General features: G+C 62.7%; 18 protein-coding genes and 1 tRNA gene. 16 read left to right on the plus strand and 3 right to left on the minus strand.

All coding sequences use genetic code 11. The features are described 5' to 3' along the window. Positions 1–35 precede the first annotated feature (35 nt). From AC5XE7_RS01375 to AC5XE7_RS01435, 13 genes are all read left to right on the plus strand, one after another. Positions 36–233: a DNA-binding protein gene (locus AC5XE7_RS01375; protein ID WP_495364454.1), complete on the plus strand. Its 198-nt coding sequence runs from the start codon at positions 36–38 to the stop codon at positions 231–233. Beyond that, complete coding sequence (locus AC5XE7_RS01380; RefSeq protein WP_495364453.1) at positions 230–643, plus strand: hypothetical protein; 414 nt, start codon at positions 230–232, stop codon at positions 641–643. Before AC5XE7_RS01375 ends, AC5XE7_RS01380 begins: the two co-directional genes overlap by 4 nt. After that, positions 640–861, plus strand: a complete 222-nt coding sequence (locus AC5XE7_RS01385; RefSeq protein WP_495364452.1) for a hypothetical protein — start codon at positions 640–642, stop codon at positions 859–861. Before AC5XE7_RS01380 ends, AC5XE7_RS01385 begins: the two co-directional genes overlap by 4 nt. Continuing rightward, on the plus strand, positions 861–1,109 hold the full coding sequence (locus tag AC5XE7_RS01390) for a hypothetical protein (protein WP_495364451.1): 249 nt from the start codon (positions 861–863) through the stop codon (positions 1,107–1,109). The genes AC5XE7_RS01385 and AC5XE7_RS01390 overlap by 1 nt, the downstream gene beginning before the upstream one ends. Beyond that, positions 1,109–1,600 (plus strand): hypothetical protein, encoded by a 492-nt coding sequence (locus AC5XE7_RS01395; protein ID WP_495364450.1) that lies wholly within the window; start codon positions 1,109–1,111, stop codon positions 1,598–1,600. Before AC5XE7_RS01390 ends, AC5XE7_RS01395 begins: the two co-directional genes overlap by 1 nt. Positions 1,601–1,856: 256 nt before the next feature. Then, positions 1,857–2,237: a hypothetical protein gene (locus AC5XE7_RS01400; protein WP_495364449.1), complete on the plus strand. Its 381-nt coding sequence runs from the start codon at positions 1,857–1,859 to the stop codon at positions 2,235–2,237. Next, a complete protein-coding gene (locus tag AC5XE7_RS01405) occupies positions 2,234–3,868 on the plus strand; it encodes a terminase large subunit domain-containing protein (RefSeq protein WP_495364448.1) in 1,635 nt (544 codons plus the stop codon). The genes AC5XE7_RS01400 and AC5XE7_RS01405 overlap by 4 nt, the downstream gene beginning before the upstream one ends. Then, on the plus strand, positions 3,859–4,167 hold the full coding sequence (locus AC5XE7_RS01410; protein ID WP_495364447.1) for an HNH endonuclease: 309 nt from the start codon (positions 3,859–3,861) through the stop codon (positions 4,165–4,167). Before AC5XE7_RS01405 ends, AC5XE7_RS01410 begins: the two co-directional genes overlap by 10 nt. Before the next feature lie 39 nt (positions 4,168–4,206). Next, the gene (locus AC5XE7_RS01415; RefSeq protein ID WP_495364446.1) at positions 4,207–5,484 is read left to right on the plus strand and encodes a phage major capsid protein; all 1,278 of its coding nucleotides are present in this window, start codon (positions 4,207–4,209) and stop codon (positions 5,482–5,484) included. Next, entirely contained in the window at positions 5,484–6,101 is a 618-nt protein-coding gene (locus AC5XE7_RS01420) for an HK97 family phage prohead protease (protein ID WP_495364444.1), read from the plus strand. The genes AC5XE7_RS01415 and AC5XE7_RS01420 overlap by 1 nt, the downstream gene beginning before the upstream one ends. A gap of 1 nt (position 6,102) precedes the next feature. After that, positions 6,103–6,642 carry a hypothetical protein gene (locus tag AC5XE7_RS01425; RefSeq protein WP_495364443.1) on the plus strand — a complete coding sequence of 180 codons (540 nt, stop codon included), beginning with the start codon at positions 6,103–6,105 and terminating at the stop codon, positions 6,640–6,642. After that, complete coding sequence (locus AC5XE7_RS01430) at positions 6,639–7,721, plus strand: phage portal protein (RefSeq protein ID WP_495364442.1); 1,083 nt, start codon at positions 6,639–6,641, stop codon at positions 7,719–7,721. Before AC5XE7_RS01425 ends, AC5XE7_RS01430 begins: the two co-directional genes overlap by 4 nt. Continuing rightward, the gene (locus tag AC5XE7_RS01435; RefSeq protein WP_495364441.1) at positions 7,721–8,311 is read left to right on the plus strand and encodes a hypothetical protein; all 591 of its coding nucleotides are present in this window, start codon (positions 7,721–7,723) and stop codon (positions 8,309–8,311) included. The genes AC5XE7_RS01430 and AC5XE7_RS01435 overlap by 1 nt, the downstream gene beginning before the upstream one ends. 371 nt (positions 8,312–8,682) lie before the next feature. On the opposite strand, the gene AC5XE7_RS01440 is transcribed toward AC5XE7_RS01435, so the two are convergent. The 3 genes from AC5XE7_RS01440 to AC5XE7_RS01450 all read right to left on the minus strand — a co-directional run bounded on the left by AC5XE7_RS01440 (position 8,683) and on the right by AC5XE7_RS01450 (position 10,310). Next, the gene (locus AC5XE7_RS01440; protein ID WP_495364440.1) at positions 8,683–9,006 is read right to left on the minus strand and encodes a hypothetical protein; all 324 of its coding nucleotides are present in this window, start codon (positions 9,004–9,006) and stop codon (positions 8,683–8,685) included. A 138-nt stretch (positions 9,007–9,144) separates the two neighbouring features. Further along, positions 9,145–9,218 (minus strand) — tRNA-Gln (locus AC5XE7_RS01445). Positions 9,219–9,377: 159 nt separating this feature from the next. After that, complete coding sequence (locus tag AC5XE7_RS01450; protein WP_495364439.1) at positions 9,378–10,310, minus strand: putative bifunctional lysylphosphatidylglycerol flippase/synthetase; 933 nt, start codon at positions 10,308–10,310, stop codon at positions 9,378–9,380. Between the two features lie 391 nt (positions 10,311–10,701). Between AC5XE7_RS01450 and AC5XE7_RS01455 the strand changes: the two genes are divergently transcribed. The 3 genes from AC5XE7_RS01455 (at position 10,702) to guaB (ending at position 14,334) form a co-directional block, all read left to right on the plus strand. Beyond that, positions 10,702–11,976: a Ppx/GppA phosphatase family protein gene (locus tag AC5XE7_RS01455; protein WP_495364656.1), complete on the plus strand. Its 1,275-nt coding sequence runs from the start codon at positions 10,702–10,704 to the stop codon at positions 11,974–11,976. Next, complete coding sequence (locus AC5XE7_RS01460) at positions 11,973–12,695, plus strand: RlmE family RNA methyltransferase (RefSeq protein WP_495364438.1); 723 nt, start codon at positions 11,973–11,975, stop codon at positions 12,693–12,695. The genes AC5XE7_RS01455 and AC5XE7_RS01460 overlap by 4 nt, the downstream gene beginning before the upstream one ends. 136 nt (positions 12,696–12,831) lie before the next feature. Continuing rightward, positions 12,832–14,334: an IMP dehydrogenase gene (gene guaB, locus AC5XE7_RS01465; RefSeq protein ID WP_495364437.1), complete on the plus strand. Its 1,503-nt coding sequence runs from the start codon at positions 12,832–12,834 to the stop codon at positions 14,332–14,334. The last annotated feature ends 131 nt before the right edge of the window (positions 14,335–14,465 follow it).

A 14,465-nucleotide genomic window follows, 5' to 3' on the forward strand; every position in this document is an offset into this window, starting at 1 on the left:
CGTATTGCAAATGCAGTGCGAAAGGATGCCACGCAATGACAGTGAATGCCGAACGAATTGAGAACATGGAGTTGGTGTGGGGCTGTACCGAGATCGCCAAGGTCATCGGTCGCTCGGCTCGCGCGACCTTCCATATGCTCGATAAGGGGGAACTGCCGGCGAAAAAGGTCGGTGGTCGCTGGGTCGCTGAACGCGGTCAGCTTCTGCGGTTCTTTCTTGAGACGGCCGCGTGATCGTCATGTCCCAGAAAACGAAAAGGCCCGGCGGTGCTGGAACACCTGCCGAGCCCATGTCCGCAGCAAACCTCGCGAAAGGAAAGCCTATGAACTTGCAGATGGATACCACGGCAACGGCCGGAACGGCAAGAGAGGCTGCGGTCGCGGCCGCAATGCGCGACCTCGAAGATGACATATGCTCGGTCCTGAGCATGGCTCGTATCCTTGCCGACCTGCTCGACAATGATCTGGTGGGATATGAAAACGGCAAGAAAATCCAGATGCCGGAGCGGGGCAAGCCCATGAAGGTTTACCTCAGCTACGATCAGATGGAGTGCCTGTCCTTCGCGTGGAATGACGTGATTAACCGGGCATTCCGGCTCAAGAACAAGTTCTATGCTGCGCACGATGCTGGGGTTGCAGCATGAGCGTCAAACCTTCCTTCGACAACATCACCGACTGGCTGGCCGCGAAGCCGGCCGGTCACTTCACGGTCGAGAAGTGGGGCAACGGATGGGCGCTCAATGTCCATCGCGTCGGCAGCCCTGTCGAGACGATCCTTGCCAAGACACCCGGCGAAGTGAACCGCTTGCGCCAGAAGCTCACCGATGAGGGCTTGTGCGGCTATGTCGGGAAAGGTGCCTAATGGATCGCATCTCCCCTCAACTGAAATGGAACCGCGCGAACCGGCAAGCGATCCGGGCGCACGGGATCGTTGCCCGCGCTGTGCGACGTGGTGAGCTTCAACGGGAACCTTGCGTCATCTGCGGTGCTGCTGCGGAGGCGCACCACGAGGATTATTCGGATCCCTTGAATGTCGAATGGCTATGTCGGTTTCATCACCGCCGTCATCACGACAAGCAGCCCGGCGACCTTTTTGCAGTAGGTGCTTGATGGCAAGAGACAAGCGCGACGGCGGCGAACACTTCACCACGATGATTCGTCCCACGATGGAGGAGCCCGCTTGGCGGGCTCTTTCCACGACCGCACAGGCGCTCTATCCGTGGCTGAAACTCGAATGGCGTGGTCCCCGCGCCAACAACAACGGCAAGATCAGGCTCAGCACCCGGCAGGCTGCCGAACGGCTTGGGAATACCTCGCCTTCAACTGTCTCACGAGCATTTCAGGAATTGCAGGCGAAGGGCTTCATCGTCATGACGGAACACGCCCGGCTCGGCGTCGAGGGTGCTGCGTGTTCCCCTGCCTTTGAACTCACCGAATTGAAGATGCCTGCCAGCGACCGGCCCGATGGCCGCAAGCTCTATCGCGACTGGCGACCCGGTAAGGACTTCCCCGTCCACCGCGCCAACGCCAACAATCCGCATGGCCGCAATGCTCACAAACAGGTCAGCGGTAAGGTGGTCCGCCTGCGGCCGAAGAAATAGAACCCTGTTTCAGATGGATGACAGGGCGTTTCAATCCGATGACGGAACTACCTGTGCCTGTTTCAAATGGATGACACGCTGTTTCAGGTCGATGACGGATTCGACCGTTTCGCTGCTTGGTCCGTTTCAGATGGATGACATCCTTATATACCATACCCATAGGGCCATTAAGCAGCGCAGCATCCTTCACCACAGCATGGTTTGAGCGTAGGAGCATATTCCTATATCATGCACCTCAACAGCAACGAGGTGCGGCATGTCTATTCTGCTTGGTGAACTGGCACAGACGATCAGCGAGGCCCTGATCGACGCCAATGTGCCATATGAGATCATCGTGCCGCGCGTCACACAGTCCGAGCCACCGGAAGACTGGCCGACATGGCAACCGTGGCCGGGCGAGGAAGTCACCGTCGAGCACAAGATGCAGGGCTTTGTCGTGGACTATGACGAGGCGCTGATCGCGGCTGGCGTGGTGCAGATGGGTGATGTGAAGATCGTGATCTTAAAGCCGACGATCCCGGCCGGGATCACCATCGAACTCACGGATTATGTGGTCGCACGCGGGCGGACGTTCATCATCCTCAACATCTCGGAAGACCCAGCGGGCGCGACCGTCGAGCTGCGAGCGCGCGCATGACAAAGGGCGAGCCGAGGCGGCGCAAGAATGGTCCCAATGCCTCGAAGTTGGGAGAGGGGCGCGTGCGCGGAGCGGGCTCTTCCTTTCTCTCTCCCGATAAAATTCCGGGAAATGAGGCGGCAGAAACGGCGATCCGGTTCCTCGAAACCCTGAAAATTCCGGAGGGGCCGAAGGCCGGCGAACCGCTGCGCCTAGCTGAATTCCAGCGGTCCTTCGTGCGGGGCGCGCTCGACCCGGTGAACATGGTCGCGTGTCTGTCCATCGGTCGCGGTAACGCCAAGACGGCCCTGTCGGCCGGGCTGGCGCTCGGTGCGCTGATCGGTGTGTGGGATGAGCAGCCGAAACGCGAAATCCTCATGGCCGCCCGCAATCGCGATCAGGCGAAAACGGCGTTCAACTTTCTTGTCGGCTTCATAGAGGGGCTTCCCGAAGGCGAGCAGGAGCTTTTCACGATCCGGCGCGGCTCGCGGCTGGAGGTGGAATACGAGGGCAACGGCGGCGGATTGGCGCGGTGCATCGCCGCCGATGGCCGGTCGATCCTTGGCGGTGCGCCGACGCTCGCCATTCTCGATGAACGCGCGGCATGGGAGCGGGAAAAGGGCGATCTGCTGGAAAACGCGATCTTAAGCGGCTTGGGCAAGCGGAACGGCAAGGCGCTGATTATCTCGACCAGTGCGCCCGACGACGCCAACACCTTCTCGAAATGGCTCGATGAACCGCCGCCCGGAACCTTCGTGCAGGAACATCGCCCGCCCTTCGGTCTTCCTGCCGACGATCTGGATTCGCTGCTGATCGCCAATCCCGGCGCGGCCGAGGGCATCGGTGCATCGGCCGACTGGTTGATGGCGCAGGCTCGGCGAGCGATCGCTCGCGGAGGCTCGGCGCTGTCGTCGTTCCGCAACCTCAACCGCAATGAACGTGTCTCGACCGAAGATCGGTCGGTGCTGGTGACGGTGGACGAATGGCTGTCGGCCGAGGTGAAGCCCGACGATCTGCCGGCGCGGGAAGGACCGTGCATTCTCGGCGTCGACCTGGGCGGCTCCCGTTCCATGTCAGCCGCCGCCTTCTACTGGCCGGAGACGGGGCGGCTGGAGGCGGTAGGCACGTTCCCGGCAACGCCTTCCCTTGCGGATCGTGGCGCGGCCGATGGTGTGTCCGGTCGCTATGTCGAGATGCAGGAGCGCGGCGAGTTGACCGTGCTTGGCGAGAACACCGTGCCGCCGGGGCCGTGGCTGGTCGAGGTGGCGAAACTCGCCGAGGGCGCGACGATCACCTGCATTGTCGGCGACCGCTTCCGCCACGCTGAATTCACGGAAGCCATGCAGAAGGCCAATCTCCAGCGCGTGCCATTCATCTGGCGCGGCTTCGGCTGGAAAGACGGCTCCGAGGATATAGAGCGGTTTCGGCGCGCTCTGTTCGACGGGCAGGTGAAGACGCTCCCCAGCCTCTTGCTGCGCTCGGCCTTTGCGGACGCGATCACGCTGGTTGACCCGGCCGGCAATCACAAGCTCGCCAAGGCCCGCTCGCTCGGGCGGATCGACGCTGCTGCGGCTGCGGTGCTGGCGGTGGCCGAGGGCGCGCGTCGTGTTGCCCGGCCGGCAGCGCGTCCGTCGCGGGTGGCATGGGCGTAGGGCGCTTTCCTCGCCACGGCTCGGCGATCTACCGGACAAACCAGTGGAAGGCCGTTCGGCTGCTGGCGAAGCGCCGGGACGGCTTCAAATGCGTCCAGTGCGGTGAGCGCGGCCGGCTGGAGGTGGATCACGTCAAACCGATCCGCGACGGCGGCGCGCCCTATGACCTCGATAACCTGCAATCCCTCTGCCCGACCTGCCATGCCCGTAAGACCCGGATGGAAATCGGACTGGGCCGGGAAGACCCCGAGCGGGATCGTTGGAAGGCTCTTTTGAAGGACTTTATTCCTACCTCCTGATGCGGTATTATATTACCTCTGTTAACAGGAGAACTCCCAATGCTGACCAGCGTGACTATCGCCCGGCGTCAGTCCGAAATCCGCGAAGCCCTCGCCGGGCTGGTCGGCAAGGACACGCCTTCGGAAGACGAAACCCGCCAGATGGCGACCCTCGATGCGGAATACCGCAACAACGAAACCCGGTATCGTGCCGCCCTGATCGCCGAAGATACCGAGCGCCGGGAAGCCGGTGCAGACCTCGAAACCCGCTCGGATCGCGAATTCAACGAACTGATCGACAATTTCGAGCTTCGGCAGGTTGCCCTTGCGCTCGATGAAGGCCGCACGCTCGACGGCGCGACGGCAGAAGTCGTCCAAGAGCTTCGTGCGCAGGGTGGTTTCCGGGGCATCCCGGTTCCGTGGCTGGCGCTGGAGCAGCGCGCAGGCGAAACCGTCGCGGCCGGCACGCCGAACCCGATCCAGACGCGGCCGATCATCGACCGCCTTTTTCCTGACAGCGTTGCGGGCCGCATGGGCGCGCAGTCGATCACCATCGACCACGGCGCAGTCGAGTGGCCCGTCACCACGTCGAGCGTGACGGCAGGCTGGGCCAATGGCGAGCTTGCCAACGTGCCGGGGCCGACGACCTACGCCACGACCGACAAGGCGCTGGAGCCGGATCATAATCTCGGCATCACCATGAAGATCAGCCGCAAGGCCCTGAAACAGTCCGGGGCGGCTCTGGAACAGGCGGTGCGCCGCGACATGGCCGGCACGATTGCCGCCGAACTCGACAAGGCGGTGTTTCTCGGCACTGGCGCAACGGGACAGCCGCTCGGCGTGATGACGACGCCGGCAACCTACGGCATCACGGTAACGCCTGTCGGCGCTCTTGCATCGTGGGCGGCCTTCCGCGCCGCGGTAGTGCGGTTTATGACGGCGAATGCGGCCGGCTCGCCCGGTTCCGTCCGGTTGCTGATCCGCCCGGAAACGTGGTCGGTGCTCGATGACACGCTGATTACCGGCACGGCGGTTTCGGAGTGGGATCGCCTTGTGCGCCATATCCCGGCCGGCAACATCGCCATGTCGAGCAACGCCCTTGCGGCTCCGGCCGGCGATCCGCTGGCGACTTCGGCGCTGCTGACCACGAATGCCGGCGGTGTCTCGCCGATCTTCGTCGGCCTGTGGGGCGCGGTGGACGTGATCCGCGATCCTTACTCGGATGCGGCTTCCGGCGGGCTTCGGATCACCGGCCTTGCGACGGTTGACGTGACCGTGGCGCGCGGCACCCAGCTCGAAATCCTGACCGGCATCCAGCTCGAGGCGGATGAAGGCTGATGGACGGCCCGGTTTACAGCGCCGGGCTGGAATTGCGGGCGGCGGGGGATGGCTCCCGCCGCCTGTCCGGCTCGTTTCCCTATCTCTCGCTGGCGGTCATAGACAGCGGCGGCAATGGGCGTCGGCCGAAGAAAGAGCAGTTTGCCGAAGGTGCATTTTCGTGGGGGCTGGAGCAGCCGGCGTCGGAACGCGACGTGCATCTGCTGATCGGGCATAGCTTCGACAAGCCGCTCGCCAGCCGCAAGGCCGGCACGCTCAATTTCAGCGACACGAAGTCGGCCTTGAAATTCGAGGCGATCCTGACCCCGGAAATTCAGCGCACGACATGGGGCGCGGACTTCCTCGCCGCGTTCTCTGCCGGCTTGGTCGGTGGCATCTCTCCCGGCTTCCGTGTCGCACCGAAAGAGGTTGTGCCACTCCCGGAGGAAGTCACCGACGAGGATAGTTCGCTCGGCGAGGCGCTGATCCGCACCATCTTCGCCGCCATCCTCTTTGAACTCTCCCTTGTGACCCGGCCTGCCTACCACGACACGCAAGTCGATCTGCGGTCATGGGAAAAGACGGCGGACAGGGGCTTGCTGAAAAATCAGCAGGCGCTTCGGCGCTGGAGGGTCTGACATGGCGACGACGATCAAACAGACCGAACAGATCCCGGAAGAATATCCCGACGCACCGACGATGAACGCGGCGGCAACGGCGCTCGACGCTGCGATGATCTGGCAGCGCATCGAAGCCTATACCGCGTGGCGCTGGTCGGAACGGGCCGTGGAATGGATTGTCGAGGGCTCGGGGCAGTGGGAACCGCCGCTGTCACCGACGACGATCACCAAGGCTGAAATCTGGCGTGGCGGGGCATGGGAGGAATTGACGCTCCCGGCCGCACCGCTCGGCGGTTTCATGCTGTCCGGCGATGGCCCTTACCGTTTCACCGGCACTGTCGGCGAGGAAGACGCGGACGTGCCTGTGTCGGTCAAAGAGGCATTCCGCCGCCTGGCTGAATATTCGGCGCAGTCCAAGGGCAAGGCCGGGGCGCGCTCCGAACGGATCGGGGCCGGTTCAATCTCCCTGTCGCATACCCGCTCGGCGTCGTGGCTGGCGCAGGCAATGGAAAATTCAGGGGCCGGCGACTTGCTCCGCAAATGGAGGAAGCCCCATTGAGCATTCTCGATTTCTTCCGGCGCAAGCCTGCCATTGAAACCCGCGCGTCGGCGTCCGGCTTCACGGCCGAGATCATGGCGGCGCGCGAAGCCTATATCTCCGGCATGTCCGGCGTCGGCGAGCTGACGGCCGCCGTGCAGGGCTGTGTGTCTCTCTGGGAGGGCGCTTTCGCGCTCGGCGACGTGTCCGGCACCGACATGCTCGACCGGCGCACGCTGGCGATGGTGGCCCGCTCCCTTGCGCTTCGCGGGGAGTATGTCGCCCTGATCGGCGACCGCCGGCTGATCCCCGCTGCCGATTGGGATTTGAGCACGCGCGACGGCGAGCCGAAGGCGTATCGTCTTTCCGTCTCCGAAGCCGGCGGCGGTCGCACCATGACGGCGCTCGCGGCCGAGGTGGTGCATTTCCGTGTCGGGGCCGATCCTGTCCAGCCTTGGACCGGCATCGCTCCCTTGCGCCGCGCCCGGCTGACTGCCGGACTTCTTCAAGCTATCGAAACCGCGCTCGCCGAAGTCTACGACAACGCGCCTCTCGGCTCCCTGATCGTGCCGTTCCCCGAAAGCTCGGAAACCGATCTGGAGACGCTGGGGCGCGGCTTCCGGCGTCGGCGTGGCCGTGTGCTCCTGCGGGAGAGTGTTTCCGTCACCGCTGCCGGTGGCCCGGCTCCTGCGCAGGACTGGCGGCCTTCGGACGTGACCCCGAACATTCAGCCGGCGATGCCGCTGGAGGCGTGGCAGGCGGGGCGTGGCTCGATCCTGTCGGCCTTCGGCGTTCTCCCGGCGCTCCTGTCCGACACGGCGCAGGGGCCGCTTGTGAGGGAGGCACAACGGCATCTGGCGCAATGGACGCTACAGCCGCTCGCCATGCTGATCGGCGAGGAAGCCGGCCGCAAGCTCGGCGGCGAGATCATGATCGACCTCATGCGCCCGGTGCAGGCTTTCGACGTGGGAGGCCGCGCCCGCGCGCTGTCCACCATCATCGAGGCGCTGGCGAAGGCGAAGGAAGCAGGGCTGGAGCCGGCCGCGCTCAACGCTGCGCTGACGACTGTGAACTGGGGGCCGAACGATGGAGCGGCATAATGCTTGCGCGCGTTCCCACGAAGTCGCTCCGCATCGTGCAGGAGCCAGCGAAACGGCTTAACCGTGATCGCCAGAAAGACATCCGCGACAAGATCGTCGCCATTATGCGCACGGTCGAGCCGACCCCGTTCGCAGCCGAGGGACCATGCCGGGCCGGCATCCGCTCCAGTCTGTGTCTTCAAGGCTGGGGCTGGGCGAACGCGGATGCTGTCGCTGCCGAGATCGTCGCTGCGGCATTGAACATCGTCGGGGCCAAGCGCCCGACTTGGTATCAGGGGCAACCGGAATATACCCAGCCCGGCGCGCTGCCGATCCTGCGGGAACGTTGCGCCCGGTGCTCAAAGCCTCTCCCGGAAGGAAATCGCCTGTGGTGCAGCGACGTATGCGCCCATGCGGCGAAGATGGACCGCCAGCGCCAGCGTTGGGACGAAGAATCCTATGCGCAGTGGAAGGCATTGAAGGCGGCATGGACGGATCGCCAGCCCGACCAGCGATGCGAAGGCTGCGGCGGCATGTTCAAGCCCAGACGCAAGGGACAAAGGTTCTGCCGATATGAATGCACCGCTATCTCTAGACGATCTGCCGGATGATATTTGCGCGTGGTGCAGCAAGAGCTTCACCCGCAAACACCCGATCCAGAAGTATTGCTGCGAAGCCTGCCGATATGCGTCGGCACAGGCTTTCGATAGGCAGTGGCGGAAAACAATGAGGGAAAACCTGAAATGCCAGCATTGCGGCGGCGCGGTGCAGAACGCCAAATACCGCAGTCAGAGATACTGCTGTGTTCCGTGCCGAACCGCCGCGCGCACTGTCCGCGAAAAGGGTCCGCTTGATGAGATTCGGTGCATTGACTGCGGCGGTCCCATACCCGGCTTGGTGCGTCGCGACACTAAACGATGCCTCGTCTGTAATCGCGACGAACAGAGAAGACGGAATAAGGAACGGGCGCAGTTACTGCGCCTCAGCGTTCATCCATGAATTTCTCGTATCGGTGCTGACAGCTTCCACACCGACCGGGCGAATGGATATGTTCATAAGCTTCGGACCATGGAATTAAATCTTCGCATTCTTCACAGCGCGGCTGTGGGAATGTGTCCTCGATGCCCTTCTTGAACACATAGCGTTGCTTCTCACTTAGCGCATCGAGGCCCCTATCAATGGCGAGCTTGGTAATTCCCTCAACTGCCTTGTCCTCGATGTCGTCGCACTCAACGAGTCGAACAAGATAGCCGCGGTAATCCTCCCATTCTCGCTTGCGTTCCGCTTCCTCAACAACCCCGCTCATACGGCCCTCCCATGTTGCATGTCATGTTGCGTGGACTAGCCGAGTCTGCCCGGAAACCCTTGGAAATCAAGGGAATCAGTTTGCAACACAATGCGACATGAAATTGGGTGATTTGGGAGCTAAGTGCTTGAAAACGTTTGGCTGGGGAACCTGGATTCGAACCAGGACTAACGGAGTCAGAGTCCGTGGGTCTACCGTTAACCTATTCCCCAACAGGGCATCGCCTGCGATGCTTACCTGCCTTTTCCAACCGGTCTCTTGTGATCCGGTCCGGAGCGCTTCGGTAAAGTGCGCCCGGCAAGTGGCTGCGTTTTAATCGTCGCTTTGAATTAGTCAACCCCGCCTGTGATTTCAATTGTGGGATTGTGCATTCAATTGTCGTTTCGACGCAGTTGAGCGCGTTCGAACAGCAGGACGACGCCGAGGCTGATGATCAGCGGCACGATCAGATAGAACAGCCGGAACACCAGCAGCGCGGCCAGAACGTCCACCGCCTCCATATCCGGCAATCCCATAAGAAATATGACCTCCAGCACGCCGAGGCCGCCCGGAGCATGGGAAATCTGCGCCACCGAGAACGACACCAGAAACACGCCGAGAACCACGAGGTAGCCGGGATTGCCTGCTTCCGGCAGCGCGAAATAGATGATCGCGCCGGCGGCAAAAAGCTCCAGAGGACCGATGATGAGCTGGCGCGCGACGATCGGCAGACGCGGATAGTGGATTTGCAGAGAGCCGATTCGTAATGGGCGTAGATTCAGCCACGAACAGAAGACATAAGCGATTACCGGCACAAGCAGGAGCATGCCTGTCAGGCCGGAAAATTCCCGCAAGCCGAGGTCGGAAAAGCGATCGAGCAGGCCGGGAACCAGAATCAGCACGATTGCGCCGACCGTGATGGTGGAAAGCACGAAGGTGAACCAGCAGACCGCCACCAGAACGCCGACTTCCTGACCGCTCAGCCCTTTGGTGACATAGGCGCGATAGCGAATCACGGCACCCGAAAACACTGATCCGCCGATATTGTGGGACAGCGCATAGGTGGTGAAGGAGCACAAGGTGACGAACAGCCAGGATACACGCTTGCCGATATGCAGGAGGGCGATGTGATCGTATCCGGCAAGGGCCGCATAGGCGACCACCGCACTGAGCGCAGACAGCGCCCAGCGGGTGGACGAGATGGCCATCAGGCTGTCCCAGACATCATCAAGCGAGATGCCGCGCAATTCATGAAGCAGAATCCAGATGGAGAATGCGACGGCTGCCAGCCCAACGGCCGGCCAGAAATAGCGTTTCCAGTTCATGCACGGCCTGTCATGCGCGGCGGGTGCCTCCATGAGAAAGGTTCAAGGGACATGCATGGCTGCCGGCCCCCCGGCGAATCCGAATTTCAGGAATGCATGATGAATGTGGCCGCTTCAACCTTTGACGGGCCATAAAGTTCACTCTGATGATTCTTTCTGCGCTTTGCTCTTGGTGAAACCCGACACCGCTGCTAATCTTTCCTCAACTTGAAAATATGAGCGCCTGCAGCGTCCGGCTCTATCGGTTCGCGCGGCGTCGGAAGGAACGACTGTGAGATACCGCGACGCCGGCGCCAGGACGCCGGAGAGTGGCGGGTCCGGGGAATCGGCGGAGCCTTCGGGCGTGTCCGCTCCCGTTGCTGGTGGCCGCCTTGAGGGTGTCCCGGCAAATCTGTCCGCTGCCGGGCAGGATGGCCCCACCGCCCAGAACGGAAAGCCCAGAAAGCGACGCAAGCGTCGACGTGGCCGCAAGGTTTACGCCCGCGACGGGCAGGGCGCGCCCCAGGGCCAGCCAACGGAAAAAGCGGGTTCGGGTCAGGCCGCCAAAACCGCCTCCACCTTGTCCGGCCGATCTTCGGCAGGCGTGAAAGAGCGCAGAAGCGAAGCCACAAATGGGCAGGCCTTCAACGGTGCGCCCGCCCGCAAGCCCTTTGAAGATCTTCCCGTATTCGCCGCGCTGGACCTCGGAACCAATAATTGCCGGTTGCTCGTCGCCATTCCGACACGTTACGGCCAGTTTCGTGTCATCGATGCATTTTCGCGCATTGTGAGGCTGGGCGAAGGGCTTTCGGCGAGCGGACGCTTGTCGGACGCCGCGATGGACAGGGCCGTCGAGGCCTTGAAGATTTGCGGCGACAAGCTGCGCAGCAGAAATGTGCGCCGTGCGCGCCTCATCGCCACGGAGGCCTGTCGCTCGGCTGAAAACGGTTCGGAATTCATCGACAGGGTTGAGAAAGAGGCCGGACTCAAGCTCGAGATCATAGATCGCCAGACAGAGGCCCGGCTGGCTGTTTCCGGCTGTGGTTCGCTCGTCGAGCGCGACACGCAAGGCGTGGTGTTGTTCGACATTGGGGGAGGTTCCTCCGAAATCGCGCTGATAGATCTGAGCAAGGGGCGGCGCTCCCAGCACCTCGCCAATCACATCGTGTCATGGACATCGCTGCCTGTGGGTGTTGTTTCGCTGGCGGAGCGATTTGGGGGACGCACGGTCACGCGCGATTCGTTCGCTGCCATGGTGGATGACGTAGCCACGCGGCTTTCCGCCTTTGAGGGACGCAACCGGCTCAATCACGTGTTGCAAAGCCCTCGGTTTCACCTGCTTGGCACATCCGGTACGGTGACCACGCTTGCGGGCGTGCATCTTGATCTGCCGCGCTATGACCGCCGCCGCGTCGACGGCTTGTGGATGGACCGCACCAATGTCGACCGCATGGTGGAAAAGCTGCTCGGCTGGGATTTCCAGAGCCGCGTTGCAAATCCCTGCATCGGGCCGGACCGGGCCGATCTGGTTCTGGCGGGATGCGCCATTCTGGAAGCGATCCGCGCCGTGTGGCCCTCCCAGCGCCTGCGGGTGGCGGACAGGGGCCTGCGCGAAGGCATATTGAGCGAACTGATGGCGGATGAGGGCGTGTGGCGCGACGCTCGCAGAGGCGGGGTAAGGCGATGACGAAGAAACCGGAAAAGCCGGGCGCGGGCGCCTCCCGCGTGCTGCGCACCAAGATCAAGAAGAAGAGCGGGCTCAAGGAATCGTCGCGCCGGTGGCTGGAGCGCCACATGAACGACCCGTATGTGCAGCGCTCGAAGGCAGATGGCTATCGCTCGCGGGCCGCCTACAAGCTGATCGAGATCGACGACAAATATAAGCTCCTCAAGCCCGGCATGCGCATCATCGATCTTGGTGCAGCGCCCGGAGGCTGGTGCCAGGTGGCGGCAGCACGCGTGAAATCGAGCGCGGAAGCGCCGACCGTCGTCGGCATCGACTATCTGGAAATGGATCCGGTTCCGGGTGCAGCCATCCTGCAGATGGATTTTCTCGACGACGATGCGCCTGAAAAGCTGATCGAGGCGCTGGGTGGCGAACCGGACGTGGTGCTGTCGGATATGGCCGCACCCACCACCGGGCATCGCCGCACGGATCACCTGCGGACCATGCATCTTTGCGAGGTTGCGGCCGACTTTGCCATGACCGTGCTGCGGCCGGGCGGGCATTTCCTCGCCAAGACCTTTCAGGGCGGCACCGAGACCGGATTGCTGGACGACCTGAAGAAAAGTTTCCGCACCGTCCATCACGTCAAGCCGCAGGCTTCGCGCGCCGAATCCGTCGAGCTTTATCTGCTGGCGCGTGATTTCAGGGGCAGGGCGGGTCAGCAGGAAAATGACGAATAAAGGCTGAACTTTTCCGGCCGCCGCTTTTCAGCGGCCGGGAACCGTGTTACGAGCCACCGCCAATCCTGAAAGGGACAGACGAGTCGGCGCGGGCCATCCGGGTTCCGTGCCCTTCACGCATTCCGGGAAGTTGGCCATGGCAAAAATCATCGAAACGTCCACCGGCGCGCTGGCGCTTACCTTTGACGACGTGCTGCTGCAGCCGGGTCATTCGGAAGTCATGCCGGGTGAAGTTGACATCTCAACGCGAATTGCCGGCGATATCGATTTGAATTTGCCGATTATTTCGGCAGCCATGGACACGGTGACGGAGGCTCGTCTGGCCATCGCCATGGCGCAGGCTGGCGGCATCGGCGTCATCCATCGCAATCTTACCCCTGTCGAGCAGGCCGAGCAGGTCCGCCAGGTAAAGAAGTTCGAATCCGGCATGGTGATCAACCCTGTCACCATCGGCCCGGATGCCACGCTGGCCGATGCGCTGGCGCTGATGAGCGCGCACGGCATTTCCGGCATTCCGGTGGTGGAAAATGGCGGCACTGGCGGCCATAAAGCGGGCCGCCTCGTCGGCATTCTGACGAACCGCGACGTGCGCTTCGCCTCCGACCCGGCTCAGCGCGTCTACGAGCTGATGACCCGCGAGAACCTCATCACCGTCAAGGAAAACGTCGACCACGACGAAGCCAAGCGCCTGCTGCACCAGCATCGCATCGAAAAGTTGGTCGTCACCGACGGCAAGGGCGTGTGCGTCGGTCTGATCACGGTCAAGGACATCGAGAAGTCGCAGCTCAACCCCAACGCCTCCAAGGATGCGCAGGGACGCCTGCGCGTGGCTGCCGCGACCAGCGTCGGTGCGGATGGTTTCGAGCGCGCCGAGCGCCTGATCGACGCCGGCGTTGATCTTTTGGTGATCGACACGGCGCACGGCCATTCGCAGCGCGTTCTGGATGCCGTCACCCGCGCCAAGAAGCTGTCGAATGAAGTGCGCATCATGGCTGGCAATGTGGCCACAGCGGAGGGCACGCAGGCGCTGATCGACGCGGGTGCCGATGCCGTCAAGGTCGGCATCGGTCCGGGCTCGATCTGCACCACCCGCATCGTTGCGGGCGTCGGCGTGCCGCAGCTGTCGGCTATTCTGTCGGCGGTCGAGGTCGGCCAGAAGGCCGGGATTTCGATCATCGCCGATGGCGGCATCAAGTTCTCCGGCGATCTTGCCAAGGCGCTGGCGGCAGGCGCCTCGGCCGTCATGGTCGGCTCGCTTCTGGCCGGCACCGAGGAAAGCCCCGGCGAGGTCTACCTGCATCAGGGGCGCTCGTTCAAGGCCTATCGCGGCATGGGATCGGTCGGTGCCATGGCGCGTGGATCGGCTGACCGCTATTTTCAGGCGGAAGTGCGCGACACGCTGAAGCTGGTGCCGGAAGGCATCGAGGGGCAGGTGCCGTACAAGGGGCCGGTCGCAGGCGTCCTGCATCAGCTTGCCGGTGGACTGAAGGCCTCGATGGGCTATGTCGGCGGCGCCGATCTGGCCGAGTTCCGCAATCGCGCTACGTTCGTGCGCATCTCGAACGCCGGCCTGCGTGAAAGCCATGCCCACAACGTGACCATCACCCGCGAAAGCCCGAACTATCCGGGCAGCGTGTGATCCGGGAGTTTTGAGGTTTCGGTCATATTGAAGCGATATGCCGGTGATTTCGTGCCCCCATGTCTTATGCGGGCAACGTTTGCGATCTCCATGATCGGCTTCACTGATGGTGGCGGACCGGAAGCGGGTCC

Source organism: Aquamicrobium sp. YD-1-mutant5, assembly GCF_059509755.1.

Excerpts from the sequence above, each read along its gene's own strand:
- AC5XE7_RS01375 (WP_495364454.1), top strand. The coding sequence starts at position 36 with ATGACAGTGAATGCCGAACGAATTGAGAACATGGAGTTGGTGTGGGGC.
- AC5XE7_RS01385 (WP_495364452.1), top strand. The coding sequence starts at position 640 with ATGAGCGTCAAACCTTCCTTCGACAACATCACCGACTGGCTGGCCGCG.
- AC5XE7_RS01390 (WP_495364451.1), top strand. The coding sequence starts at position 861 with ATGGATCGCATCTCCCCTCAACTGAAATGGAACCGCGCGAACCGGCAA.
- AC5XE7_RS01395 (WP_495364450.1), top strand. The coding sequence starts at position 1,109 with ATGGCAAGAGACAAGCGCGACGGCGGCGAACACTTCACCACGATGATT.
- AC5XE7_RS01400 (WP_495364449.1), top strand. The coding sequence starts at position 1,857 with ATGTCTATTCTGCTTGGTGAACTGGCACAGACGATCAGCGAGGCCCTG.
- AC5XE7_RS01405 (WP_495364448.1), top strand. The coding sequence starts at position 2,234 with ATGACAAAGGGCGAGCCGAGGCGGCGCAAGAATGGTCCCAATGCCTCG.
- AC5XE7_RS01410 (WP_495364447.1), top strand. The coding sequence starts at position 3,859 with ATGGGCGTAGGGCGCTTTCCTCGCCACGGCTCGGCGATCTACCGGACA.
- AC5XE7_RS01415 (WP_495364446.1), top strand. The coding sequence starts at position 4,207 with ATGCTGACCAGCGTGACTATCGCCCGGCGTCAGTCCGAAATCCGCGAA.
- AC5XE7_RS01420 (WP_495364444.1), top strand. The coding sequence starts at position 5,484 with ATGGACGGCCCGGTTTACAGCGCCGGGCTGGAATTGCGGGCGGCGGGG.
- AC5XE7_RS01425 (WP_495364443.1), top strand. The coding sequence starts at position 6,103 with ATGGCGACGACGATCAAACAGACCGAACAGATCCCGGAAGAATATCCC.
- AC5XE7_RS01435 (WP_495364441.1), top strand. The coding sequence starts at position 7,721 with ATGCTTGCGCGCGTTCCCACGAAGTCGCTCCGCATCGTGCAGGAGCCA.
- AC5XE7_RS01440 (WP_495364440.1), bottom strand. The coding sequence starts at position 9,006 with ATGAGCGGGGTTGTTGAGGAAGCGGAACGCAAGCGAGAATGGGAGGAT.
- AC5XE7_RS01450 (WP_495364439.1), bottom strand. The coding sequence starts at position 10,310 with ATGAACTGGAAACGCTATTTCTGGCCGGCCGTTGGGCTGGCAGCCGTC.
- AC5XE7_RS01460 (WP_495364438.1), top strand. The coding sequence starts at position 11,973 with ATGACGAAGAAACCGGAAAAGCCGGGCGCGGGCGCCTCCCGCGTGCTG.
- guaB (WP_495364437.1), top strand. The coding sequence starts at position 12,832 with ATGGCAAAAATCATCGAAACGTCCACCGGCGCGCTGGCGCTTACCTTT.